Source organism: Burkholderia sp. AU17457 (assembly GCF_002223255.1).
In the GTDB taxonomy this organism is placed as follows: Bacteria; Pseudomonadota; Gammaproteobacteria; order Burkholderiales; family Burkholderiaceae; genus Burkholderia; species Burkholderia sola.
The window spans coordinates 516,297-539,206 of the sequence record NZ_NKFB01000004.1; the positions used below are offsets into that span (position 1 = coordinate 516,297).

22 protein-coding genes are annotated in these 22,910 nt (G+C 67.0%); 3 read left to right on the forward strand and 19 right to left on the reverse strand.

Annotation, left to right across the window (positions count from 1 at the left end; genetic code table 11):
- The first annotated feature begins 19 nt into the window (after positions 1 to 19).
- A complete protein-coding gene (murU, locus tag CFB49_RS14710; protein WP_089491644.1) occupies positions 20 to 742 on the forward strand; it encodes an N-acetylmuramate alpha-1-phosphate uridylyltransferase MurU in 723 nt (240 codons plus the stop codon).
- A gap of 217 nt (positions 743 to 959) precedes the next feature.
- On the opposite strand, the gene CFB49_RS14715 is transcribed toward murU, so the two are convergent.
- Positions 960 to 2,831 carry an ABCB family ABC transporter ATP-binding protein/permease gene (locus CFB49_RS14715; RefSeq protein ID WP_089491645.1) on the reverse strand — a complete coding sequence of 624 codons (1,872 nt, stop codon included), beginning with the start codon at positions 2,829 to 2,831 and terminating at the stop codon, positions 960 to 962.
- A 173-nt stretch (positions 2,832 to 3,004) separates the two neighbouring features.
- Between CFB49_RS14715 and CFB49_RS14725 the strand changes: the two genes are divergently transcribed.
- A complete protein-coding gene (locus CFB49_RS14725; RefSeq protein WP_006485741.1) occupies positions 3,005 to 3,400 on the forward strand; it encodes an acyl-CoA thioesterase in 396 nt (131 codons plus the stop codon).
- Positions 3,401 to 3,439: 39 nt separating this feature from the next.
- On the opposite strand, the gene CFB49_RS14730 is transcribed toward CFB49_RS14725, so the two are convergent.
- Positions 3,440 to 3,922 (reverse strand): nitrate reductase associated protein, encoded by a 483-nt coding sequence (locus CFB49_RS14730; protein WP_089435612.1) that lies wholly within the window; start codon positions 3,920 to 3,922, stop codon positions 3,440 to 3,442.
- Between the two features lie 119 nt (positions 3,923 to 4,041).
- Between CFB49_RS14730 and fdhD the strand changes: the two genes are divergently transcribed.
- On the forward strand, positions 4,042 to 4,866 hold the full coding sequence (fdhD, locus tag CFB49_RS14735; protein ID WP_373453183.1) for a formate dehydrogenase accessory sulfurtransferase FdhD: 825 nt from the start codon (positions 4,042 to 4,044) through the stop codon (positions 4,864 to 4,866).
- Between the two features lie 51 nt (positions 4,867 to 4,917).
- Here fdhD and CFB49_RS14740 read toward each other — a convergent pair whose 3' ends face one another.
- The 17 genes from CFB49_RS14740 to CFB49_RS14820 all read right to left on the reverse strand — a co-directional run bounded on the left by CFB49_RS14740 (position 4,918) and on the right by CFB49_RS14820 (position 22,891).
- Entirely contained in the window at positions 4,918 to 5,685 is a 768-nt protein-coding gene (locus tag CFB49_RS14740; RefSeq protein WP_089435614.1) for an enoyl-CoA hydratase, read from the reverse strand.
- Between the two features lie 91 nt (positions 5,686 to 5,776).
- Positions 5,777 to 6,976, reverse strand: a complete 1,200-nt coding sequence (locus tag CFB49_RS14745; protein WP_089435615.1) for an acetyl-CoA C-acyltransferase — start codon at positions 6,974 to 6,976, stop codon at positions 5,777 to 5,779.
- A 22-nt stretch (positions 6,977 to 6,998) separates the two neighbouring features.
- A complete protein-coding gene (locus CFB49_RS14750; RefSeq protein ID WP_069619597.1) occupies positions 6,999 to 9,434 on the reverse strand; it encodes a 3-hydroxyacyl-CoA dehydrogenase/enoyl-CoA hydratase family protein in 2,436 nt (811 codons plus the stop codon).
- Between the two features lie 118 nt (positions 9,435 to 9,552).
- On the reverse strand, positions 9,553 to 11,340 hold the full coding sequence (locus CFB49_RS14755; RefSeq protein ID WP_069619596.1) for an acyl-CoA dehydrogenase C-terminal domain-containing protein: 1,788 nt from the start codon (positions 11,338 to 11,340) through the stop codon (positions 9,553 to 9,555).
- Positions 11,341 to 11,396: 56 nt separating this feature from the next.
- Positions 11,397 to 11,996 carry a TetR/AcrR family transcriptional regulator gene (locus tag CFB49_RS14760; RefSeq protein WP_006477846.1) on the reverse strand — a complete coding sequence of 200 codons (600 nt, stop codon included), beginning with the start codon at positions 11,994 to 11,996 and terminating at the stop codon, positions 11,397 to 11,399.
- A 200-nt stretch (positions 11,997 to 12,196) separates the two neighbouring features.
- Positions 12,197 to 13,471, reverse strand: coding sequence for a cardiolipin synthase ClsB (gene clsB / locus CFB49_RS14765; protein WP_069619595.1), 1,275 nt, complete (start codon positions 13,469 to 13,471; stop codon positions 12,197 to 12,199).
- Positions 13,468 to 13,962, reverse strand: coding sequence for a dihydroneopterin triphosphate diphosphatase (gene nudB / locus CFB49_RS14770; RefSeq protein ID WP_069619594.1), 495 nt, complete (start codon positions 13,960 to 13,962; stop codon positions 13,468 to 13,470). The genes clsB and nudB overlap by 4 nt, the downstream gene beginning before the upstream one ends.
- A gap of 159 nt (positions 13,963 to 14,121) precedes the next feature.
- Positions 14,122 to 15,924 (reverse strand): aspartate--tRNA ligase, encoded by a 1,803-nt coding sequence (gene aspS / locus CFB49_RS14775; protein ID WP_006477843.1) that lies wholly within the window; start codon positions 15,922 to 15,924, stop codon positions 14,122 to 14,124.
- A 67-nt stretch (positions 15,925 to 15,991) separates the two neighbouring features.
- The gene (locus CFB49_RS14780; protein ID WP_006477842.1) at positions 15,992 to 16,642 is read right to left on the reverse strand and encodes a DUF502 domain-containing protein; all 651 of its coding nucleotides are present in this window, start codon (positions 16,640 to 16,642) and stop codon (positions 15,992 to 15,994) included.
- Between the two features lie 61 nt (positions 16,643 to 16,703).
- Positions 16,704 to 17,057, reverse strand: a complete 354-nt coding sequence (locus CFB49_RS14785) for an FmdB family zinc ribbon protein (protein WP_089435617.1) — start codon at positions 17,055 to 17,057, stop codon at positions 16,704 to 16,706.
- Between the two features lie 96 nt (positions 17,058 to 17,153).
- Positions 17,154 to 17,780: an SAM-dependent methyltransferase gene (locus CFB49_RS14790; RefSeq protein ID WP_089435618.1), complete on the reverse strand. Its 627-nt coding sequence runs from the start codon at positions 17,778 to 17,780 to the stop codon at positions 17,154 to 17,156.
- Between the two features lie 17 nt (positions 17,781 to 17,797).
- Complete coding sequence (ubiB, locus tag CFB49_RS14795; RefSeq protein ID WP_089491648.1) at positions 17,798 to 19,375, reverse strand: ubiquinone biosynthesis regulatory protein kinase UbiB; 1,578 nt, start codon at positions 19,373 to 19,375, stop codon at positions 17,798 to 17,800.
- 12 nt (positions 19,376 to 19,387) lie between these two features.
- Positions 19,388 to 20,014: a ubiquinone biosynthesis accessory factor UbiJ gene (locus CFB49_RS14800; RefSeq protein ID WP_006487883.1), complete on the reverse strand. Its 627-nt coding sequence runs from the start codon at positions 20,012 to 20,014 to the stop codon at positions 19,388 to 19,390.
- Between the two features lie 163 nt (positions 20,015 to 20,177).
- A complete protein-coding gene (locus CFB49_RS14805) occupies positions 20,178 to 21,212 on the reverse strand; it encodes a Tim44 domain-containing protein (RefSeq protein WP_069619591.1) in 1,035 nt (344 codons plus the stop codon).
- A gap of 41 nt (positions 21,213 to 21,253) precedes the next feature.
- Positions 21,254 to 21,985, reverse strand: coding sequence for a bifunctional demethylmenaquinone methyltransferase/2-methoxy-6-polyprenyl-1,4-benzoquinol methylase UbiE (gene ubiE, locus CFB49_RS14810; protein WP_006477837.1), 732 nt, complete (start codon positions 21,983 to 21,985; stop codon positions 21,254 to 21,256).
- Between the two features lie 52 nt (positions 21,986 to 22,037).
- Positions 22,038 to 22,451, reverse strand: coding sequence for a gamma-butyrobetaine hydroxylase-like domain-containing protein (locus CFB49_RS14815; RefSeq protein ID WP_069619590.1), 414 nt, complete (start codon positions 22,449 to 22,451; stop codon positions 22,038 to 22,040).
- A complete protein-coding gene (locus tag CFB49_RS14820) occupies positions 22,448 to 22,891 on the reverse strand; it encodes an HIT family protein (RefSeq protein WP_011546191.1) in 444 nt (147 codons plus the stop codon). The genes CFB49_RS14815 and CFB49_RS14820 overlap by 4 nt, the downstream gene beginning before the upstream one ends.
- Positions 22,892 to 22,910: the final 19 nt, after the last annotated feature.

A 22,910-nucleotide genomic window follows, 5' to 3' on the forward strand; every position in this document is an offset into this window, starting at 1 on the left:
TCCTCGCACCCAGTCGACCATGAGCACACCCCTGACCACGGCGATGATCTTCGCCGCCGGACGCGGCGAACGGATGCGTCCGCTGACCGACACCTGCCCGAAGCCGCTGCTCGAAGCCGGCGGCAAGCCGCTGATCGTGTGGCAGATCGAGGCGCTCGCGCGCGCGGGCATCGACACGATCGTGATCAACCACGCGTGGCTCGGCGAGCAGATCGAGGCCGCGCTCGGCGACGGTACGCGCTGGGGCGTGCGACTCGCGTATTCGGCCGAGGGCGACGCGCTGGAAACCGCCGGCGGCATCGCGCAGGCGCTGCCGCTCATCGAGCGCGACGGGCAGCCGACGGTGTTCGCGGCGGTCAGCGGCGACGTGTACTGCGCGTTCGACTACCGGACGCTCGCGCCGCGCGCCGCCCGGATGGCCGGGCTCGACACGCCGGCGATGCACCTCGTGATGGTGCCGAACCCGCCGTTCCATCCGGCCGGCGACTTCGCGCTCGGCGACGACGGCCGTCTCGCGCTCGACGGCGCCGCGCGCTTCACGTTCGGCAACATCGGCCTGTACGACACGCGGATGTTCCGCGACCTCGCGCCCGGCACGCGGCGCGCGCTGACGCCGTACTATCGCGCGGCGATCGAAGCCGGCCGCGCGAGCGGCGAACTGTACGAAGGGATCTGGGAGAACGTCGGTACGCCCGCGCAGCTCGGCGAACTCGACGCACGGCTGCGCGCCGCCGCGGGCTGATCGTTGCGCGGCCGAGCGCCGGTTCGTCGGGTGGCCGGCGCGGTGCGCCGATGGCCTGACGGCCGATGAATGCCCGGCCGAGCCGGGATCACGTGCCGCGAACGTCCGCCGGTTCACCCGACGGTGACCCCACCACGCCGCCCGTCGCCGAGCGGGCTGCCGAACGGACGGGCAACCATCCGCTCCCGCCGCGCGCCGCGTTGCGCGACGCCCGCGCTCACGCGGCCTCGGCCTCTTCCCCGCCCGCCGCCGCGCGCTGCTGCTGCAGCGCCCACATCTGCGCATACAGCCCGTCCGCGCGCACGAGTTCGTCGTGCGTGCCGCGCTCGACGATCCGCCCGTGGTCCATCACGAGGATCTGCTGCGCATGCACGACCGTCGACAGCCGGTGCGCGATCACGAGCGTCGTGCGATGCCGCGCGATCTGATCCAGCTCGTGCTGGATCGCGCGTTCCGAGCGGGAATCGAGCGCCGACGTCGCTTCGTCGAACAGCAGCACCGGCGGATCCTTCAGCAGCGTGCGCGCGATCGCGACGCGCTGCTTCTCGCCGCCCGACAGCTTCAGCCCGCGCTCGCCCACCGGCGTGTCATAGCCCTTCGGCAACCCTTCGATGAAATCGTGGATGTGCGCGGCGCGCGCGGCCGCGACCACCTCGTCGCGGGTCGCCGTCGGCCGGCCGTACGCGATGTTGTGGTAGATCGAGTCGTTGAACAGCACGGTGTCCTGCGGCACGATCCCGATCGACGCGCGCAGCGATTCCTGCGTGACGTCGCGAATGTCCTGCCCGTCGATCCGGATCGCGCCGCCCGCCTGCCGGTCGAGATCGTAGAAGCGGAACAGCAGCCGCGACAGCGTCGATTTCCCCGAACCGCTGTGACCGACCACCGCGGTCGTCGTGCCGGCATCGATCGTAAACGTCACGTCGTGCAGGATCTGCCGCGACGGCTCGTACGCGAAGTTCACGTGCTCGAAGCGCACCTGCGCGCCGGCCACCGCGAGCGGCGGCGCATCGGGCCGGTCGGCCACTTCCTTCGGCGCCGACAGCAGCCCGAACATCCGGTCCATGTCGGTCAGGCTCTGCTTCAGCTCGCGATAGACGACGCCGAGGAAGTTCAGCGGAATGTAGAGCTGCAGCATGAACGTGTTGATCAGCACGAGATCGCCGAGCGTCAGCTTGCCCGCGAGCACGCCCTGCGTCGCGCGCCACAGGATGAACACGAGCCCCGTGCCGATGATCGCCTGCTGGCCGAAGTTCAGCACCGACAGCGAGTTCTGCGAGCGGATCGCGGCCTTCCGGTAGCGCTTCAGGTTCTCGTCGTAGCGCTGCGCCTCCCACGCCTCGTTGCCGAAGTACTTCACCGTCTCGTAGTTGATCAGCGAGTCGATCGCGCGCGAATTCGCGCGCGAATCGAGCTCGTTCATCGTGCGGCGGAAGTGCGTGCGCCAGTTGGTGACCTTCACGGTGAACACGATGTACGTGACCAGCGCCGCGAACGTCACGTACGCGTAGTAGGCCTCGTACTTGACCACGAAGAAGCCGAGCACGAGCCCGACCTCGACGAGCGTCGGCAGGATGCTGTACAGCGAGTACGAAATCAGTTGCTGGATGCCGCGCGTGCCGCGCTCGATGTCGCGCGACATGCCGCCCGTCTGCCGCTCGAGATGGAAGCGCAGCGACAGCCCGTGCAGATGCCGGAACACCTGCAGCGCGAGCTGGCGCACCGCGCTCTCGGTGACCTTCGAGAACAGGATTTCGCGCAATTCGGTAAAGAGCGACGTCGACAGCCGCACGAGCGCATACGCGACGACCAGCAGCCCGACGCCGCCCGCGAGCACGATCCCGGCCGACTGCTCGGCGCGGCCGAGCGCGGTGAGCTGCTGCACGGCGGACAGGTGATCGACGATGCGCTTCATCACGACCGGCACGCCGAGGTTCGCGACCTTCGCGCCGATCAGGCAGCCGAGCGCGAGCGCGACGCGCCATTTGTAGGTGGTCAGGTACGGCAGCAGCGACCGGATGGTCTGCCAGTCGTTGCGAGGCCCGGTCGAAGCCGGCGCGGGCTCGCCGGAAGCGGGAAATCGGCGCATGGGGAAAGGTCCTGCGGCGATGCCGGGCGCGTGTATCGGCGGCCGGCTCGCGCGCTTTCTCGTACAATTTGCGAACGTTGTATTGTCGCAGAAGCCGCTTCGCGCCGCTGCCGGCGGACTCGCCGGCCAGCCTGCGCGCGGCGGCTCGTTTATTACAGGATGAAAGCCCCGCCATGACCGATTCGACCCTCGAACTCCCGCAGAAGCAGCCCGCGCTGCGCGTCGTCCCGCAACCGCACGACGCGAACGTTCACGGCGACGTGTTCGGCGGCTGGATCATGTCGCAGGTCGACATCGCCGGCTCGATTCCCGCGAGCCAGCGCGCGAACGGCCGCGTCGCGACGGTCGCGGTCAATTCGTTCGTATTCAAGCAGCCGGTATTCGTCGGCGATCTGCTGAGCTTCTACGCCACCATCATGCGCACCGGCAACACGTCGATCACGGTCGACGTCGAGGTGTACGCGCAGCGCATGCGCCTGATGGGCGAAGTCGTGAAAGTCACCGAAGCGACGCTCACCTACGTCGCGACCGGCCCGGACCGCAAGCCGCGGCAACTGCCGCCGCTCTGACGGCGGGCAAGCGCCGGGCCGCGGCGCGGCATGCGGCCGTCAGTGCGTGGCCGTCAGCCCGAATTCCCGCATCGCGGGCACGAAATCGTGATTCAGCGTCGGTTTGCGCGACAGCTTGACCAGCACGTAGCGCTGGAACGGCGCGAGCCGCTGCCACTGCGCGAGCGCGGGCGCCGGCAGCCCGGCCAGCGCGCTCTGCTGCACCAGCGACTCCGGCACCGTGTCGACGGCGCGCCAGGCCGGCTGCTCGTCGGGCTGGAACCATGAAGGCTCCAGATCGGCGTGCGTGCGCAGCATTTCGAACAGCGCGTGATCGAAGTTGGGCTCGATCGCGGTGTCGTCGTCGGCCGGAAAGCGCGCGAGCAGCTTGCGGTCCTCGAGCGGCAGCAGTTGCCACTGTTCGAGCGAAATCCGCAGGCCGAAGCGATCGAGATTGAAACGCACGATCATCGGGATGTACGTGAAGTTTTCCGACGAATCGTGTTCGAAGTTGAAGAGCAACGGAGCGTCGCTGAGTCCCATGGTCGTTACCTGACGTGGCGGATGCCGGCGCGGCCGGCTTGCCTGGGGTATTTTAGAACCTCTGCGCGCGGGCGGCGGCACGATCGTCGCCGGCCGTACCTCGAATCAACGGAGTGCTCGTGAATCCGACCCAATCAGATGAACCGCGCGGCGCGATCGAGCTGCCCGTGAGCCGCACGCGCGGCGGCGCGGTCGAAACCGCGCACGACTTCGTCGGCCAGGAATGGCCGGTCGCACTCGTCTTCAACGGCATCTCGCATGCGGTGATGATGTGCACGCCATGCGACCTCGAAGCGTTCGCGGTCGGCTTCGCGATCTCGGAAGGGATCGTCGCGCGCGGCAGCGACATCAAGGACATCGAGGTGATCCTGCACGCCGACGCGCCGCTGCCGCATGCGGAAGTCCATCTGGAAGTCGTCCAGCAGGCGTTCGCCGCGCTGAAGGACCGGCGCCGCGCGCTCGCGGGGCGCACGGGCTGCGGCGTCTGCGGCATCGAAAGCATCGACCTGCTCGACCTCGCGCCCGAACGCGTGCCCGACACCGGTTTTCTCGCGCGCCTCGCACCCGACGCGCTGGCGCGCGCCGCGCATGCGCTGCCGGCGCATCAGGCGCTCACGAAACTGACCGGCGGGCTGCATGCGGCCGCGTGGTGCGATGCAACAGGCGCGATCCGCACGGCATTCGAGGACGTCGGGCGCCACAACGCGCTCGACAAGCTGATCGGCTCGCTCGTGCTGTCGCGCGCCGATACCACCGACGGCTTCGTGTTCCTGTCGAGCCGCGCGAGCTACGAGCTCGTGCGCAAGGCCGCGCGGGTCGGCATCCCGCTGGTCGCGACCATTTCCGCGCCGTCGTCGCTCGCGATCGAAATCGCGAAGGCGGCCGGCTTGCGGCTCGTCAGCTTCTGCCGCGAAACCGGCCACGTCGACTACGGCACGGCCTGATCGCGATCGGGCCCGCGCACCGGCAATCCATCGCCGGCGCGGCCTGCGCCGTCAGTCGAACTGACGGAAATCCGGCTTGCGCTTCTCGAAGAACGCCGTCATCGCCTCGCGCGCTTCGGGCGCGCGCAGCATCGCCGAGAAGTGGCGCGCTTCCTCGGCCATCCGCGCGGGCGTCGCCACGCCGCCCGTATCCTTGAGCAGCGCCTTCGTCACACGCAGCGATGCCGCCGGCAGCGCCGCCAGCTTCGCCGCCTGCTTCGCCGCGAACGCGTCGAGCTCGGCCGCCGGCAGCACGCGGTTGACGATGCCGATCCGGTGCGCTTCCAGCGCGTCGAACGCCTCGCCCAGCAGCAGCTTCTCGGCGGCGACCTGATGACCTGCCAGCCGCGGCAGCAGTGCGCTCGACGCGGCTTCCGGGCACAGCCCGAGCTGCACGAACGGCAGCGAGAACGTCGCGGTGTCGGCCGCATAGACCAGATCGCAGTGCAGCAGCATCGTCACGCCGACGCCCACCGCAATGCCGGGCACCGCCGCCACGACCGGCTTGCTCGCGCTGCTGATCCGCGCCAGAAACTGGAAGACCGATGCGGTGTCGTCCTGCGGCGGCGACTTCAGGAAATCCTCGAGATCGTTGCCCGAGCTGAAATTGCCGTCGCTGCCGCGCAGCAGGATCACGCGCGTCGCCTTGTCTTCCTGCGCGTCGGCGAGCGCATCGGCCATCGTCTGGTACATCGCCGCCGTCAGCGCATTCTTCCTCGCCGGGCGCGCGATCGTGATCGTCATCACGCCGTCGGCGCGTTCCACTTGAATGTCGGCCACAACCGTCTCCTTTGACTGTCTCTACCGGAATGAAAAAACGGTGCGCGAGCTCGTGGCCCGCGCACCGTCGTCGCTTTTCGTCGCGTCCCGCTTACAGGCGTTCGATGATGCCCGCGGCGCCCATGCCGGTGCCGACGCACATCGTGACCATCCCGTACTTCAGGTTGCGGCGGCGCAGGCCGTGCACGACGGTCGCCGCGCGGATCGCACCGGTCGCGCCGAGCGGGTGGCCCAGTGCGATCGCGCCGCCCATCGGGTTGACCTTGGACGGATCGAGGCCGAGATCGCGCATCACCGCCAGCGATTGTGCGGCGAACGCTTCGTTCAGCTCGATCCAGTCCAGATCGTCCTGCTTCAGGCCGGCGGCCTTCAGCGCGGCCGGAATCGCTTCCTTCGGGCCGATCCCCATGATTTCCGGCGGCACGCCGCGCACCGCGAAGCTCACGAAGCGCGCGAGCGGCGTCAGGTTGAATTCCTTCAGCACCTTCTCCGACACGACGAGCAGCGCGCCCGCGCCGTCGGACGTCTGCGAGCTGTTGCCGGCCGTGACCGAGCCCTTGTTCGCGAACACCGTGCGCAGCTTCGCGAGGCCTTCGAGCGACGTATCCGCGCGCGGACCTTCGTCGAGCTTGATCTCGCGCGTCTTCACGTCGACTTCGCCGGTCGCGAGGTTCGGGAAACGCTCGGTGATCGTGTACGCAGCGATTTCGTCGCCGAATTCGCCGGCCTGCTGCGCGGCGAGCGCCTTGCGGTGCGATTCGACCGAGAACGCGTCCTGGTCGTCGCGGCTCACCTTCCACTGCTCGGCGACGCGCTCGGCCGTCAGCCCCATCCCGTACGCAATGCCGAAGTCTTCGCTGCGATCGAAGATGTGCGGCGACATCGACGGCTTGTTGCCCATCATCGGCACCATGCTCATCGATTCGCAGCCGCCCGCGAGGATCGCGTCCGATTCGCCGACGCGGATGCGGTCGGCCGCCATCGCGAGCGCGGTGATGCCCGACGCGCAGAAACGGTTGACCGTCACGCCGCCGACCGTCTGCGGCAGGCCCGCGAGCAGCGCGCCCATGCGCGCGACGTTCAGGCCCTGCTCGGCTTCCGGAATCGCGCAGCCGATGATCGCGTCCTCGATCACCTTCGTGTCGAGACCCGGCACCTGCGCGACCGCCGACTTGATCGCGTGAACCAGCAGCTCGTCGGGGCGCGTGTTCTTGAAGACACCGCGCGGGGCCTTGCCGATCGGGGTGCGGCTGGCGGCGACGATGTATGCGTCTTGCAATTGTTTGCTCATTTCAGACTCCTTGTCTGCTCGCTCAGTTACGCACCGGCTTGCCGGTCTGCAACATGCCCATGATCCGTTCCTGCGTCTTCTGCGTGCCGAGCAGCTCGACGAACGCGCGGCGCTCCAGCGCCAGCAGCCATTCTTCGTCGACGAGGCTGCCGGCTTCGACGTCGCCGCCGCACACGGCTTCGGCGATGCGGCTCGCGATCAGGTAGTCGTGGTCGCTGATGAAGCGGCCGTCACGCATGTTGACGAGCGATGCCTTGATCGTCGCGATCGCCGAGCGGCCCGCGACCGGCACGTCCTTCGCGCGCAGCGGCGCGCGGTAGCCGGTATCGGCCAGCGCACGCGCTTCCTTCTTCGCGGTGTCGAGCAGTTCGAACACGTTGAAGACGATCGTGTCGGACGGCTTCACGTAGCCCATCGCACGTGCGTCGTGCGCGGACGCCGACACCTTCGCCATCGCCGCGTTCTCGAACGACTTCGTGACGAACTTCAGGATGTCGGTGGTCGCGTTCGCGGCCGTCGCGGCGTCCGCCGCACGCAGCGCCGCTTCCTTCAGGCCGCCGCCGGCCGGCACGAGGCCGACGCCCACTTCGACGAGACCGATGTAGCTCTCGACGTGCACGACACGCTTCGCGCTGTGCAGCATCAGCTCGCATCCGCCGCCGAGCGCGATGCCCGACACGGCCGCGACGACCGGCACGTTCGCGTACTTCACGCGCAGCATGCCTTCCTGGAACTTCTTCACGAACGGCTCGATGCCCTTCGCGCCGCCCATCATGAACGCGGGCATCGCCTCTTCGAGGTTCGCGCCGGCCGAGAACGGGCCGCCCGGCGTGCCGAGCTTCAGCGACGTCGGCTGCCAGATCACCACGCCCTTGTAGTCCTTCTCCGCGAGTTCGATCGCCTGCACGAGGCCGTCGATCACGCTCGGTCCGATCGTGTTCATCTTCGACTTGAACGACACGATCACGACGTCGTCTTCACCGGCACGATCGTCGACCCACGCACGCACCGCGTCGGTCTCGAACAGCGTCTTGCCGTACGTCTTCGGATCGGCGCCGGTTTCGCCGATGAGCGGCGCGCGGAACACCTGCTTGCCGTACACGGCCAGGTCCGAACGCGGCACGAAGCGCTTCGATGCCGGCGCCCACGAGCCTTCGGCCGTGTGCACGCCGCCCTTCTCGGCGACCGGGCCTTCGAGCACCCACGACGGCAGCGGCACGTTCGCGAGCGCCTTGCCGGCCGCGATGTCTTCCTGCACCCACTCGGCGACCTGCTTCCAGCCGGCGGCCTGCCAGCCTTCGAACGGGCCTTCGTTCCAGCCGAAACCCCAGCGGATCGCGAGGTCCACGTCGCGCGCGTTGTCGGCGATCGACTCCAGATGCACGCCGATGTAGTGGAACACGTCGCGGAAAATCGACCACAGGAACTGCGCGTGCGGATGATCCGTCTCGCGCAGCAGCTTCAGGCGTTCTGCCGGCGGGCGCTTCAGGATGCGACCGACCGTTTCGTCCGCCTTCGCACCGGAATCGACGTAGGCGCCCGTCTTCGCGTCGAGCACCTTGATCGCCTTGCCTTCCTTCTTGTAGAACCCGCCGCCCGTCTTCTGGCCGAGCGCGCCCTGCTTCACCAGTTCGGCCAGCACGGCGGGCGTCTGGTAGACCGGGAAGAACGGATCGTCGGCGAGGTTGTCCTGCATCGTCTTGATCACGTGCGCCATCGTGTCGAGGCCGACCACGTCCGCGGTGCGGAACGTCGCCGACTTCGCGCGGCCGAGGCGGCTGCCCGTCAGGTCGTCGACTTCGTCGAAGCGCAGGCCGAACTTCGCGGCCTCGGTGATCACCGCGAGGATCGAGAAGATGCCGACGCGGTTCGCGATGAAGTTCGGCGTGTCCTTCGCGCGCACGACGCCCTTGCCGACGACGCTCGTCAGGAAGGTTTCAAGCTGGTCGAGGATTTCGGCACGCGTATGCGCGGTCGGGATCAGCTCGACGAGGTGCATGTAGCGCGGCGGGTTGAAGAAGTGCACGCCGCAGAAGCGCGACTTCAGCTCGTCCGAGAATCCTTCGGACAGCTTCGTGATCGACAGCCCCGACGTGTTGGTCGCGAAGATCGCGTGCGAAGCGATGTGCGGCGCGACCTTCTTGTACAGGTCGTGCTTCCAGTCCATCCGCTCGGCGATCGCCTCGATCACGACGTCGCATTCGGCGAGCTTCGCGATGTCGTCTTCGTAGTTCGCCGCTTCGAGGTACTTCGCATCGTCCTTCACGCCGAACGGCGCGGGCGACAGCTTCTTCAGGTTCTCGATCGCCTTCAGCGCGATCGCGTTTTTCGGGCCTTCCTTGGCCGGCAGGTCGAACAGCAGCACCGGCACGCGCGCGTTGACGAGGTGCGCGGCGATCTGCGCGCCCATCACGCCGGCGCCCAGCACGGCGACCTTGCGAATCAGGAAATTGCTCACGGGATGTCTCCGGATAGTGTCGTGCAGCGCGGAATGTGAGGGCTGCACGGCGAAGTGAGTACCAGGAACCGTTGCGTTCGGGCGGCGCGGCGCGCGGCGCGCACCGCCCGGTCTCGCGTCAGAACAGCGATTCGTCGACTTCCATCAGCGTCTTCGAACCGGCGCGCGCGGCGCGGATCGTCGATGCCGTTTCGGGCAGCAGACGCGCGAAGTAGAAGCGGGCGGTGGCGAGCTTCGACTTGTAGAACGGGTCGCCCGATGCTTCCTTATCGAGGGCGAGACGCGCCATGCGCGCCCAGAAGTACGAGAACACCAGATGGCCGACAGTGCGCAGGTACGGCACGGCGGCAGCGCCGACTTCGTCCGGGTTCTGCATTGCCTTCATGCCGATTTCCATCGTCAGCTTCTGCACCTTTTCACCGATGTCGGCGAGCGGGTTGATGAACTCGGCCATCTCCGGCTTCACGCCTTCGGCTTCCGCGAATTCGGTCACGAGCTTGCCGAACTTCTTCAGCTTCGCGCCCATGTCGCCGAGCACCTTGCGGCCCAGCAGGTCCAGCGACTGGATCGAGTTCGTGCCTTCGTAGATCATGTTGATCCGTGCGTCGCGCACGTACTGCTCCATGCCCCACTCGGAGATGAAGCCGTGGCCGCCGTAGATCTGCATCGCGTGGTTCGTGCACTCGAACGCGTTGTCGGTCAGGAACGCCTTGATGATCGGCGTGAGCAGCGCGACGAGGTCGGCCGCCTCCTTGCGCACGGCTTCGTCGGCGTGCGACAGTTCCTTGTCGATCTGCAGCGCGGACCAGTACGTGAATGCACGCGCGCCTTCCGCGTAAGCCTTCTGCGTGAGCAGCATGCGGCGCACGTCCGGGTGCACGATGATCGGGTCGGCCGGCTTGTCCGGTGCCTTCGGGCCCGTCAGCGAGCGCATCTGCAGGCGCTCCTTCGCGTACGTCAGCGAGTTCTGGTACGCGACTTCCGTGAGGCCGAGGCCCTGCATGCCGACGCCGAGGCGCGCGGCATTCATCATCACGAACATCGCGTTCAAGCCCTTGTTCGGCTCGCCGACCATCCAGCCCTTCGCGCCGTCGAGGTTCATCACGCACGTCGAGTTGCCGTGGATGCCCATCTTGTGCTCGATCGAGCCGCACTTGATGCCGTTGCGCTCGCCCGGCTCGCCCGACGCGTCCGGAATGAACTTCGGCACGATGAACAGCGAGATCCCCTTCGTGCCCTGCGGCGCGTCCGGCAGGCGCGCGAGCACGAGGTGGACGATGTTCTTCGACATGTCGTGCTCACCGCTCGAGATGAAGATCTTCGTGCCGCTGATCGAGTACGAGCCGTCGCCGTTCGGTTCGGCCTTGGTGCGCAGGATGCCGAGGTCGGTGCCGCAGTGCGGCTCGGTCAGGCACATCGTGCCCGTCCATTCGCCCGACACGAGCTTCGGCAGGTATTGCTGCTGCAGTTCCGGCGCGCCGTGCGCGTGCAGGCATTCATACGCGCCGTGCGACAGGCCCGGATACATCGTCCATGCCTGGTTCGCCGAGTTCAGCATTTCGTAGAGCGCGTTGTTCACGAACGCGGGCAGGCCCTGGCCGCCGTAGTCCGGATCGCAGCCGAGCGCCGGCCAGCCGGCCTCGACGTACTGCTGGTAGGCTTCCTTGAAGCCGGTCGGTGTCTTCACGACGCCGTCGCCTTCATACGTGCAGCCTTCGCGGTCACCGACCTGGTTCAGCGGGAACAGTACCTCGGAGCAGAACTTGCCCGCTTCCTCGAGGACCTGGTTGATCGTGTCGGCGTCGAGGTCCGCATGCTTGGGCATTTGCTTGACTTCGGCTTCGACGTTCAGAAGCTCGTGCAACACGAATTGCATGTCGCGCAGCGGCGCGGCGTACTGTCCCATGACTCTCTCCAAAGGTGGGCAACGGCTCGAGCTCGTGGCGGGCGGGTCACGCGCCGCTAACGGCTCTCGCTCTGATACGAAACAATCGTCTTTTCCAGCGCGGCCCACGTGAGGCGCACGGCGTCCGGCGAATGCAGGAAGCGTGCGTCGTGATGCAGGCCGAGCGTGAAGCTGTACAACTCGAAGAGCATCAGTTCCGGATCCGTATCCGCGCGCAGATGCCCTTCTTCCATCGCCTGCGAAATGGCGCGCAGCAACGCGGCACGCCAGGCGGTCACGCTCGCGATCAACTGCTCGCGCACGGGGCTGTCCGGCCGGTCGTCGTACTCCACTGCGCCGCTGATGTAGATGCACCCGGTCGTCACCTCCTGGATGCGCTTCTCGATCCAGCGCGCCAGCATCGCCCGAAGACGCGGCAGACCGCGCGACTCGCGCAGGCTCGGAAAGAACACCTCGTTTTCGAAACGATGGTGGTACTCGCGGACGACCTCGACCTGCAGGTCTTCGCGCGATCCGAAGTGCGCGAACACGCCGCTCTTGCTCATCTGCATGCGCTCGGCCAGCAGGCCGATCGTCAGCCCCTCCAGCCCGTCACGGCTGGCGAGGTCCAAAGCAGCTTCGAGTATTGCGGCACGCGTCTGTTCGCCTTTTCGCATAGCTATTTCTGTAACCGTTCGGGGGTTCGAATAAAATCGAACGGCCGTACTATTATTGAGTGCGGCCGCTCGCGAAACAAGGAAATTATTAGAAACCGGTGTCTAACCGAGCCGCTATTTTGCGCGATTCCGGCGGGACCGGAGCGGCTTTTCCGCACGAACGTGCGGACAGATTTTTTGAAGCGAATACTTAGTCTGCGTCAGTCGTAACCGCCGACCGTCAGCGCCTTCATCACGAGGCGGTACGTGTTGTACGCAAGCCAGTTCAGCAGCCGCTCGACGCGCGGGCGCGCCGCGTAGTGCGCGGCGTCGATCTCCCGGCCTTCGGCGAACGCGGTGGCGATCGCGTCGCGCAACTGGTTCGTCACTGCATCGTAGCGCACCAGCACGACGTTCGCTTCATTGTTCAGCATCAGGCTCAGCGCGTCCAGATTCGACGAGCCGACCGTCGCCCAGTTGTCGTCGATCACGGCGACCTTGCCGTGCAGGATCGTCTTGTCATATTCGGCAACGCGCACGCCCGCGCGCAACAGCGAGTGATACAGGAACGGTACGGCCGTATCGAGCGCCGTGAACTCCTTGCGGCCGATCAGCACCTGCACGTCCACGCCGCGCCGTGCCGCCCCCGTCAGCGCGCGGCGGAGCTTGCGGCCCGGCATGAAATACGGATTCGCGAGCAGGATCCGCTGGCGCGCCTGGCCGATCGCCGCGAGATAGGCCTTCTCGATCGCGCGGCGGTTCACGACGTTGTCGCGCGCGACGAATGCAACGCTCGGCTCGGTCACGACCCGCAGCGCGCCGGCCTTGATCCATCGGTGGCTGCGCATCCAGCGCCGGAACATCTCCGGGAACGCCTCGCCGCCATGCAGCCCGGCCGCGTACTGTGCATACGGCTTGTGGCCGAACCGGATCCGGTGCCACTGCAGTTCGAACGCGGCGCGCACGTCGGACACCGCCGGCCCCGCCATCTCGACCGCGAAATCCCAGCGCGGGAACGGCAGCGTCGCGCTGCCCTGCGTGTAGTCGTCGACGATGTTGATGCCGCCGCAGAACGCGACCGCGTGATCGATCACCGCGAGCTTGCGGTGCGTGCGCGAGAAGCCGAAGCGGCCGAACAGGAAGCGGTTGTAGATGCAGTGCTCGACGCCGGCCCCGGCCCATGTGTCGAACAGCGGCAGGCGGGCGGTGCCGATGCCGTCGGTGATCACGCGCACGCGCACGCCGCGCTGCGTCGCGCGGATCAGCGCGTCCGACACCGGGCGGCCGGCCGCATCGTCGCAGAAGATGTAGGTTTCGAGCATCACCTGCTCGCGCGCCGCATCGATCCGTTCGATCAGCGCCTGGAAGAATTCCGCGCCGGTTTCGCACAGCCGCACGGTATTGCCGGCCGTAAACGCGAGCCGCGACGCGGAGCCGCGCTCCTGCAGGAACATCTGCCGCAATTGCGCGAAGCGCTTGCGGGTCTCCGCATTCATGCGGACGAGCCGTGCGGCGCACGCGCGAGGGCCACGCGCGCGGGCAATTGCAGGATCGCCTCGGCATTCGATGGCGAGAAGCAGCGCGCGGCCGCCTCGCGGAACGGCAGCCAAGCATGGTCGACGTGCTCGCGCGGCGACAGCGTCACGTCGACGCGATGCGGCACGCACAGGCCGAACCAGTGCTCGACGTTGCGCGTGACGCCCGGCGCATAGCGGTGCAGGTATTGCGGATAGATCGTGTATTCGATCCGGTGATGCCAGTCGACGAGCGCGGTGGCCGGCACGGCCGGCGTGCCGACCGCGATGCCGGTTTCCTCGGCCACCTCGCGCGCGGCGGTGAGCGCGAGCGGCTCGTCGAGCGCGTCCTTCGAGCCGGTGACCGATTGCCAGAAATCGGGCTGGTCGGCACGCTTGATCACGAGCACATCGAGATCGGGCGTGTAGATCACGACGAGAACGGATTCGGGGATTTTCGGCGGCTTCGTCATCTTTGTTTCATGCGGCACAGGGCCGTGCGCGGGGCCTGTGCCCGAACGTGCGGCAAGTGCTGCGACTGTACCGCAAAAAATGAAAAAGGCGCATCGCTGCGCCTTTTTCATGGGCGTTGTGTGGGCGTGACCGCGCGCACACGACCTGCGAGAAGCGCGTTACGCCTTCGGCTGCTCCGGCTGACGCAGACGGATGTGCAGCTCGCGCAGCTGACGTTCGTCGACCGGGCTCGGAGCCTGCGTGAGCAGATCCTGCGCGCGCTGCGTCTTCGGGAACGCGATCACGTCGCGGATCGAATCGGCGCCGGCCATCATCGTGACGATGCGGTCGAGACCGAATGCGATACCGCCGTGCGGCGGCGCGCCGTACTGCAGCGCGTCCAGCAGGAAGCCGAACTTCAGTTGCGCCTCTTCCGCGCCGATCTTCAGCGCGCGGAACACCTTGCTCTGCACTTCCTCGCGGTGGATACGCACCGAGCCGCCGCCGATTTCCCAGCCGTTCAGCACCATGTCGTACGCCTTCGCGAGGCAGCGGCCCGGGTCGGTCTCGAGATACTCGAGGTGCTCGTCCTTCGGGCTCGTGAACGGATGGTGCGCGGCGACGTAGCGCGCGTCTTCGTCGTCGTATTCGAACATCGGGAAGTCGACGACCCACAGCGGCTTCCAGCCGGCCTGGACGAGGCCGTTCGCCTTGCCGAATTCCGAATGGCCGATTTTCAGGCGCAGCGCGCCGAGGCTGTCGTTGACGACCTTCGCGCGATCGGCCGCGAAGAAGATGATGTCGCCGTCTTCAGCGCCGGTGCGCTCGAGGATCGCCGCGATCGATGCGTCGTGCAGGTTCTTGACGATCGGGCTTTGCAGGCCGTCGCGGCCCTTCGCCTTCTCGTTGACCTTGATCCATGCGAGGCCCTTCGCGCCGTAGATGCGCACGAATTCCGTGTAGCCGTCGATGTCGCCGCGCGACAGCTCGCCGCCCTTCGGCACGCGCAGCGCCGCGACCCGGCCGTCCTTCGCGTTGGCCGGCGTGCTGAACACCTTGAAGTCGACGTCCTTCATCGCGTCGGTCAGCTCGGTGAATTCGAGCTGCACGCGCAGGTCCGGCTTGTCCGAACCGAAACGCGCCATCGCTTCCGAGTACGGCATCACCGGGAATTTCGCGTCGAGTTCGACGTCGATCGTCGTCTTGAAGATGTGACGGATCATGTCTTCGAACAGGTCGCGGATTTCCTGCTCGCCGAGGAACGACGTTTCGCAGTCGATCTGCGTGAATTCCGGCTGACGGTCGGCGCGCAGATCCTCGTCGCGGAAGCACTTGGTGATCTGGTAGTAACGGTCGAAGTTCGCGACCATCAGCAGCTGCTTGAACAGCTGCGGCGACTGCGGCAGCGCGAAGAACTGGCCCGCGTTCACGCGCGACGGCACGAGGTAGTCGCGCGCGCCTTCCGGCGTGCTCTTCGTCAGCATCGGCGTTTCGATGTCGATGAAGCCCTGCTCGTCGAGATACTTGCGCGCCTCGATCGCGACGCGGTAGCGCAGGCGCAGGTTGTGCTGCATCTGCGGGCGGCGCAGGTCGAGCACGCGGTGCGTGAGGCGCGTCGTTTCCGACAGGTTGTCGTCGTCGAGCTGGAACGGCGGCGTGACCGACGCGTTCAGCACGTTCAGTTCGTGGCACAGCACTTCGATCTTGCCGCTCTTCAGGCCGGCGTTGACCGTGCCTTCCGGACGGTTGCGCACGAGGCCCTTGATCTGCACGCAGAACTCGTTGCGCACGCCTTCGGCGGTCGCGAACATTTCCGCGCGATCCGGGTCGCACACCACCTGCACGAGGCCTTCACGATCGCGCAGGTCGATGAAGATCACACCGCCGTGATCGCGGCGGCGCTGCACCCAGCCGCACAGCGACACGGTTTGGCCCAGCAGGTGTTCGGTCACGAGACCGCAGTATTCAGTACGCATCGACATGATGTTTGCTTTCGTTCGGTTTGATCAACGGGCGCCGCAACGCGCGGCCCGGGCGATGATTCTTTACTTACAGCGGCGGCTCGACGGGACGGCGGGCGGGCGCCGGAGCCGGCGCCGAAGGCGCCACGACGCCCATCGAGACGATGTACTTGAGCGCGGCATCGACCGACATGTCGAGTTCGATGACTTCACTCTTCGGCAGCATCAGGAAGAAGCCCGACGTCGGGTTCGGCGTCGTGGGCACGTACACGCTCACGTACTCTTCCGTCAGATGGTTGACCACGTCGCCGCCGGGCGTGCCGGTCAGAAACGCGATCGTATACGAGCCGCGGCGCGGGTATTCGATCAGCAGCGCCTTGCGGAACGCATTGCCGCTGCTCGACAGCAGCGTGTCCGACACCTGCTTGACGCTCGTGTAGATCGGCCCGACGACCGGGATGTGACGCACGACCGCGTTCCACCACGTGACGAGCTTCTGGCCGATGAAGTTCTGCGTGGCCAGCCCGACGACGAAGATGAACGCGAGCGTCAGCACCGCGCCGATCCCCGGCAGATGGAAGCCGAGCATCCGCTCGGGCTGCCACGATTCGGGCAGCAGGAGCAGCGTCTGGTCCATCGTGCCGATGATGAGGCCGAGCACCCACAGCGTGATCGCGAGCGGGACGAGAACCAGCAAGCCGGTCAGGAACACCGTTTTCAGGGTCGTCTTTTTCATCATCTGCCGTCAATGAACCGCGCCGGAAGCGCGGGTTGGTCGCGACCCGGCCGGGCCGCGACGGTCAACTGCCGGCGGCGGGCGTCGCGGCCGGAGCCGGCGCGGCGCTCGTCGCCGTGGTGCTGCCCGAACTGCTCGCCGCAGCCGGCGCGGCCGCGGTGGGTGCGGCTTCCGTCGCGGGCGCCGCCGGCGCCGCGTCGCCCGACGCCGTCGCCGGTGCGCTGGCGCCGCCCGAGCCGCCGCGGAAATCGGTGACATACCACCCCGAGCCCTTCAGCTGGAAACCGGCGGCGGTCACCTGTTTGCGAAAAGCATCCTTCCCGCATTCAGGGCATTGCGACAGCGGCGCGTCGCTCATCTTCTGGAGCACGTCCTTCGCGAAACCGCACGCTTCGCATCGATAGGCGTAGATCGGCATGATATTTTTTCCCGCAGAAACTGGAAACGGCTTGCAAAACCTTGAATTATAGCCGAAACCCCGGCGCGCTCCGGCAACGGCCGCGACGCCCGCGCATCAGCGGCGACGCCACGTGAGCCAGCGCTCGTGCCCGTCGAACACGGCCAGCGAATCGGTCACGGGCAAATCCTCGACCAGCTCGAAGTGCGGCGCGAGCAGCGCGTCGAGTTCCGCCCGCTCGATCCCGAACGGCGGCCCCTTCGGCTTCGCCACCACGAAGAAATAGCCGGCCAGCAACCCGCCCGCGGGCAGCAGCTCGGCCATCCGCGCCGCATAGCCCGCACGCAGGCTCGGCGGCAACGCGCACAGGAACGCACGCTCGTACACCCACTGCACGTCGAACGGCGGCCGGTACGTGAAGAAATCGGCCTGCTCGACGACGTCCGCGTGCGCGCCGAGCTGCGCCTTCGCCGCGGCGACCGCCTGCGCGGCGAAATCGATCGCACGCACCGGCCAGCCGGCCTGCGCAAGCCAGCCGGCCTCCTGCGCACTGCCGCAGCCGGGAATCAGCACCGCACACGAATCGCGCCGCTGCGCGAATGCGCGAAACCCGTCCGGCACGCCGCCGAATTCCCACGGCGTCACGCCGCGTGCGAAACGCTCGTCCCAGAACGATGCGCTGCCGGGGTCGCGCGTCGCGAAATCGGCGGCGCCCGGCACGGACGGTTGTTTCGGTTCGGACATCGCGCGGCTCCTTTCGATCAAGCGCCGTACGCGAGCGCGAGCAGCACGCGCGCGACGAGCGCCCCGACGCAGACGGCCAGGCCGAAGATCAGCAACGCCTGCAGCAGCCGGTTCGTCCGTTTCTGCTCGACGAGGACCTGACGCATCAGCTCCTCGCTCGCGGCACGCGGCGCGTCGTGGCGCGCGGCCATCGCATGGTGGATGAGGCGCGGCAGTTGCGGCAGCGTCTTGCTCCACTGCGGCGCCTCGACCTTGAACCGCTCGTACCAGCCGCGCAGGCCGATCTGCTCGGTCATCCAGCGCTCGAGATACGGCTTCGCGGTCTTCCACAGGTCGAGTTCGGGGTCGAGCGAACGGCCGAGCCCCTCGACGTTCAGCATCGTCTTCTGCAGCAGCACGAGCTGCGGCTGGATCTCGACATTGAAGCGGCGCGACGTCGAGAACAGACGCATCAGCACCTGGCCGAGCGAAATGTCCTTCAGCGCGCGATCGAAATACGGCTCGCACACCGCGCGGATCGCGCTTTCGAGTTCCTCGACGCGCGTCTCCGGCGGCACCCAGCCCGATTCGAGGTGCAGCGTCGCGACGCGGTGGTAGTCGCGCTTGAAGAATGCGAGGAAGTTCTGCGCGAGGTAGTTCTTGTCGAAATCGGACAGCGCGCCGACGATCCCGAAATCGAGCGCGATATAGCGGCCGAACGTGTTCGGGTCGAGGCTCACCTGGATGTTGCCGGGGTGCATGTCCGCATGGAAGAAACCGTCGCGGAACACCTGCGTGAAGAAGATCTCGACGCCTTCGCGCGCGAGCTTCTTGATGTCGACGCCGGCCGAGCGCAGCGTCTCGACCTGGCTGATCGGCACGCCGGTCATGCGCTCCATCACGAGCACCTGCGACGTCGAGAAATCCCAGAACATCTCGGGCACGAGCAGCAGGTCGAGGCCCGCGAAGTTGCGGCGCAGCTGGCTGCCGTTCGCGGCCTCGCGCATCAGGTCGAGCTCGTCGTGCAGGTACTTGTCGAATTCGGCGACGACCTCGCGCGGCTTCAGGCGCCGGCCGTCGGCCCACATGCGCTCGGTCCACGTCGCGATGTCGCGCATCAGCGCGAGGTCGGAATCGATCACCGGCAGCATGTTCGGCCGCAGCACCTTGACGGCGACCGCCTTGCCCGCGTGCACGCCCTGCTTCAGCTTCGCGAAATGCACCTGCGCGATCGATGCGCTCGCGATCGGCTCGCGCTCGAATTCATCGAACAGTTCGTCGACCGGCGCGCCGAGCGACTTCTCGATGATCGCGATCGCGACGGCCGAATCGAACGGCGGCACCTGGTCCTGCAGCTTCGCGAGTTCGTTCGCGAAATCGACCGACAGCAGGTCGCGGCGCGTCGACAGCACCTGGCCGAACTTCACGAAGATCGGGCCGAGGCTTTCGAGCGCGTGGCGCAGCCGCACGGCGGGCGGATCGGAGTAGCGGCGGCCGATCGTCGTGATCCGCAGCAGCAGCTTCACGCGCCGGTCGTCGATCCGGGACAGCATCACTTCGTCGAGACCAAAGCGGATGACGGTGTAGACAATCTTGATGAAACGGAAAATGCGCATGCCCTGCGGCCCTCAGTGCGCGCCGCGCGGGCCGGAACCCGTGCGCGCGCCGATTTTTTGTTCGAGTCGCTCGACCCGCTTTTCGACCCGCGCGAGCGCATCGCGTGCGCGCGCCAGTTCGGCGTCGAAGCCGCCGAGCGACGCGCGCCGGACGACTTGCGGGTTCTCGTCGAGCCAGTATTCGGCGACGGAGTCGAGCACGTTGCGGCCGGTGCGGCGCGCGCGCGCGCCGGCGTCGCGCACGACCGTCGCGATCCGGTACGCCGCCGCGTCGCCGACCAGCTTCGCGAGATCTTCTTCCGGCTCCCAGCGCAGATGCTCGGCCAGCTTCGCGATCTGCGTCGCGAATTCCGCGTCGCCCTCGATCTTCACGTGCTTCATCACGGCCGCCTGGCCGCCCTGCAGGAACGCGGCGACCGTATCGCCGGCAAGCGCGATCGACACGTCGACCTGTTGCGCATCGTGCGCGTCGACAGCCGACAGATAGCCGTCGGGCTGCACCAGCAGCGTGAGCGTGACGGGAGGCACGTCGATCCGGGCAGTCTTGCCCGCGTAGGGAATCAGGCGGTCGCGCGCCCACGATTCGCGCGCGAGCAGGTGATTGACGGCAGCAGCAAAAGGCTTGGCGGCAAAGGTCATCGGGCTGGGAAAGAAAAACCCGCGCAGGCCGGGCGCCCACGCGGGTTTCTATTGTAACGTCGGATCGATGGCGGACCGTGCCTGACCGTACACGCGGGCGGCAAGCGGTCGCAGGGCGGCGGCCGTCGCCCGGGTACCCGGCGGCACGGGCCGCCGGCCACGCTCAATGCGTGTTGATCTGCTGGATACCCGCGAGCAGCCAGCCCTGACTGCCCGACTTCGACAGGTTCCAGACCTCGTCGAACGGCGCAGCCGACGTATTCGCCGCTTCGCGGATCAGGCCGTGGAAGCGCACGCTCGCCGACTGCTCGATGCCGCGATCCTCGATCGCGACCAGTTCCGCGTCGAGCTGCACGACGTCGGTCTGGTTCGCGTCGTTGCCTCGGGAATCGAGGTCGATCTTGATCTCGGCGAACATTTCGGGCGTCGTGAACTCGCGGATGTCGGCCAGGTTGCCCTGATCCCACGCCGCCTGCAGGCGCACGAAGTAGACCTTCGCGCTGCGCAGGAACGCTTCGGTGTCGAAGCCGGCCGGCACCTGGAGCGGCGCAGCCGCCATCGCGCCTGCCGCGCCGGCGGCCGCCGCGCCGCCGCCGAACACGCCCTGCGCTTCGTTCGCATAGCTGCTGCCACTGCCCGCGTAGTTACCGCCGGTGTTGCCCTGCTGGAACGACGGGCTTTGCGAATAGCCGCCCGAGGACGACGACGCGCCGCCGACCGAATACGCCGGCTCCTGCGGGCGACGGCGGTTCATGAACTTGCGGACCAGCCAGATGCCGACCATCGCGAGCAACGCGATCACGATAACGTTCGCCATCATGCTCGCGAAGGCGCCGCCGAGACCGAAGTGCGACAGCAGCGCCGCGATGCCGAGACCGGCCGCGAGACCGGCGATCGGCCCGAGCCAGCGCGAGCGGTTGGGCTGCGCGGCCGGCGTGGGCGCGGCCGGGTTCGTACGCTGCGCCTGCGACGGTGCGGCCTGCTGCATCGGCTGCTGCGCGGGCGGCGTGGCCTGGCGCTGCGTGACGGTGGAGCTCTGGCGGCCGATGCTGCGCCCGCCACCCATGCGCTTCGCTTCGGCGTCGAGCGATGCGAACGTGCCGGCCGTGAGCAGGCCGACCATCAGCAGCGTGCCGACCCGTCGAGCCCACGGCTTCGACGGCTTGCTACGGTTGAACAACGAACGCGATTCAGACATCAGCTTCTCCGAATGTAAGACGAATGTAGGGAAAGAACCCCTTAGTACTTGGTCCCTAGGTGTAAAGCTACCACGCCACCTGACAAATTGTAATATTTGACGGCATCGAGGCCCGCTTGTTCCATCATCGTCTTCAGTGTGTCCTGATCGGGGTGCATCCGGATAGATTCAGCAAGATACCGATAACTTTCAGCATCTTTCGCGAACTTGTCGCCAAGCCACGGCAATACTTTGAAAGAATACAGGTCGTACGCTTTTTTCAGCGGATCCCAGACTTTCGAGAATTCCAGCACCATCACGCGGCCGCCGGGCTTCGTCACGCGACGCATTTCGGCGAGCGCGGCATCCTTGTGCGTCATGTTGCGCAACCCGAATGCGACCGTGACCACGTCGAAGTAGTTGTCCGGAAACGGGATTTTCTCGGCATCGCACAGCAGCGACGGCGTCACGACGCCCTTGTCGAGCAGGCGGTCACGACCGACGCGCAGCATCGATTCGTTGATGTCGGTATGCCAGACCTCGCCCGTCGGCCCGGCCGCCTTCGCGAACGACTTGGTGAGGTCGCCGGTGCCGGCCGCGATGTCGAGCACCTTGAAGCCGGGACGCACGTTCGCCTGCGCGATCGTGAACGCCTTCCACGCGCGGTGCATGCCCGCCGACATCAGGTCGTTCATCAGATCGTAGTTGCTCGCGACCGAATGAAACACGCCCGCCACTTTCTTCGCTTTTTCGTTTTCCTCGACGCTTTCGAAGCCGAAGTGGGTTTTGCTCATCGCGTTGATCCTCAGTAAATGGCAAGACGGCGCCGAGCGGGCGCCGTCGATTTCAGTGGCAGTGGCCGTGCGGCGCTGGGGCCGCCTGCATCGGGGCGTCGCGCTCGATGCCCGCCGCCTTCAGTTTGTCGAAATAGTCGCGCCACAGCGCGTCCTGCTGCGTCGCCAGCTCGTACAGCAGGTCCCACGAGTAGATGCCGGTCGAATGGCCGTCGGAGAACGTCGGCTGCAGCGCGTAGTTGCCGACGCCTTCGAGCGCGGTGATCGTCACTTCGCGCTTGCCGGTCTGCAACGTCTCCTGGCCGGGCCCGTGGCCGCGCACCTCGGCCGACGGCGAATAGACGCGCATCAGCTCGAACGGAATCCGGAAGTTCTCGCCGTTCGGGTACTGCAATTCGAGTACGCGCGACACCGCGTGCACGACGACGCCGGACGGAATCGGCGTCGTGGAAGTCAAACCGCTCATGCTTGCCTCGAATCGGTCATGCGTTGAATTTCCTCGCGCACCGCATTGTGCAGCAGCGAGGCCTGCGCCGCGCGCGAGCGCAGCAGCGCCTCGGACACGCTGCGCTGGCGCGGCGCCCACACGGGCTGCGGGAAATGGGCATCGTTGGAAAAGCGCGGAATCACGTGCCAGTGCACGTGCGGCACCATGTTGCCGAGGCTCGCGAGATTCACCTTGTTCGGTTGCATCACGCGGCGCACGGCCCGCTCGACCGCGTAGACCACGCGCATCAGATGTGCCCGCTCGGGCTCGCCGAGATCGGAGAACTCGGCCACGTGCGCACCCCAGATCACCCGGCAGAAGCCCGGGTAGTCGTGCTCGCCCGTGGCCAGCACGACGCGCAGCGCATCGTCCTGCCAGAGCACCTCGCCGCCGTCTTCACGGCAAAACACGCATTCCATCGTCGCTCCCATGTGGACG

Bases quoted from the DNA above. Each gene is read 5' to 3' on its own strand.
- CFB49_RS14820 (WP_011546191.1), bottom strand. From the start codon at position 22,891: ATGGAATGCGTGTTTTGCCGTGAAGACGGCGGCGAGGTGCTCTGGCAG.
- CFB49_RS14725 (WP_006485741.1), top strand. From the start codon at position 3,005: ATGACCGATTCGACCCTCGAACTCCCGCAGAAGCAGCCCGCGCTGCGC.
- nudB (WP_069619594.1), bottom strand. From the start codon at position 13,962: ATGACGAAGCCGCCGAAAATCCCCGAATCCGTTCTCGTCGTGATCTAC.
- CFB49_RS14745 (WP_089435615.1), bottom strand. From the start codon at position 6,976: ATGAGCAAACAATTGCAAGACGCATACATCGTCGCCGCCAGCCGCACC.
- clsB (WP_069619595.1), bottom strand. From the start codon at position 13,471: ATGAATGCGGAGACCCGCAAGCGCTTCGCGCAATTGCGGCAGATGTTC.
- CFB49_RS14730 (WP_089435612.1), bottom strand. From the start codon at position 3,922: ATGGGACTCAGCGACGCTCCGTTGCTCTTCAACTTCGAACACGATTCG.
- CFB49_RS14760 (WP_006477846.1), bottom strand. From the start codon at position 11,996: ATGCGAAAAGGCGAACAGACGCGTGCCGCAATACTCGAAGCTGCTTTG.
- murU (WP_089491644.1), top strand. From the start codon at position 20: ATGAGCACACCCCTGACCACGGCGATGATCTTCGCCGCCGGACGCGGC.
- ubiE (WP_006477837.1), bottom strand. From the start codon at position 21,985: ATGAGCAAAACCCACTTCGGCTTCGAAAGCGTCGAGGAAAACGAAAAA.
- CFB49_RS14785 (WP_089435617.1), bottom strand. From the start codon at position 17,057: ATGCCGATCTACGCCTATCGATGCGAAGCGTGCGGTTTCGCGAAGGAC.
- CFB49_RS14815 (WP_069619590.1), bottom strand. From the start codon at position 22,451: ATGAGCGGTTTGACTTCCACGACGCCGATTCCGTCCGGCGTCGTCGTG.
- CFB49_RS14790 (WP_089435618.1), bottom strand. From the start codon at position 17,780: ATGTCCGAACCGAAACAACCGTCCGTGCCGGGCGCCGCCGATTTCGCG.
- CFB49_RS14805 (WP_069619591.1), bottom strand. From the start codon at position 21,212: ATGTCTGAATCGCGTTCGTTGTTCAACCGTAGCAAGCCGTCGAAGCCG.
- CFB49_RS14715 (WP_089491645.1), bottom strand. From the start codon at position 2,831: ATGCGCCGATTTCCCGCTTCCGGCGAGCCCGCGCCGGCTTCGACCGGG.
- CFB49_RS14780 (WP_006477842.1), bottom strand. From the start codon at position 16,642: ATGATGAAAAAGACGACCCTGAAAACGGTGTTCCTGACCGGCTTGCTG.
- CFB49_RS14755 (WP_069619596.1), bottom strand. From the start codon at position 11,340: ATGGGACAGTACGCCGCGCCGCTGCGCGACATGCAATTCGTGTTGCAC.
- ubiB (WP_089491648.1), bottom strand. From the start codon at position 19,375: ATGCGCATTTTCCGTTTCATCAAGATTGTCTACACCGTCATCCGCTTT.
- CFB49_RS14800 (WP_006487883.1), bottom strand. From the start codon at position 20,014: ATGACCTTTGCCGCCAAGCCTTTTGCTGCTGCCGTCAATCACCTGCTC.
- aspS (WP_006477843.1), bottom strand. From the start codon at position 15,924: ATGTCGATGCGTACTGAATACTGCGGTCTCGTGACCGAACACCTGCTG.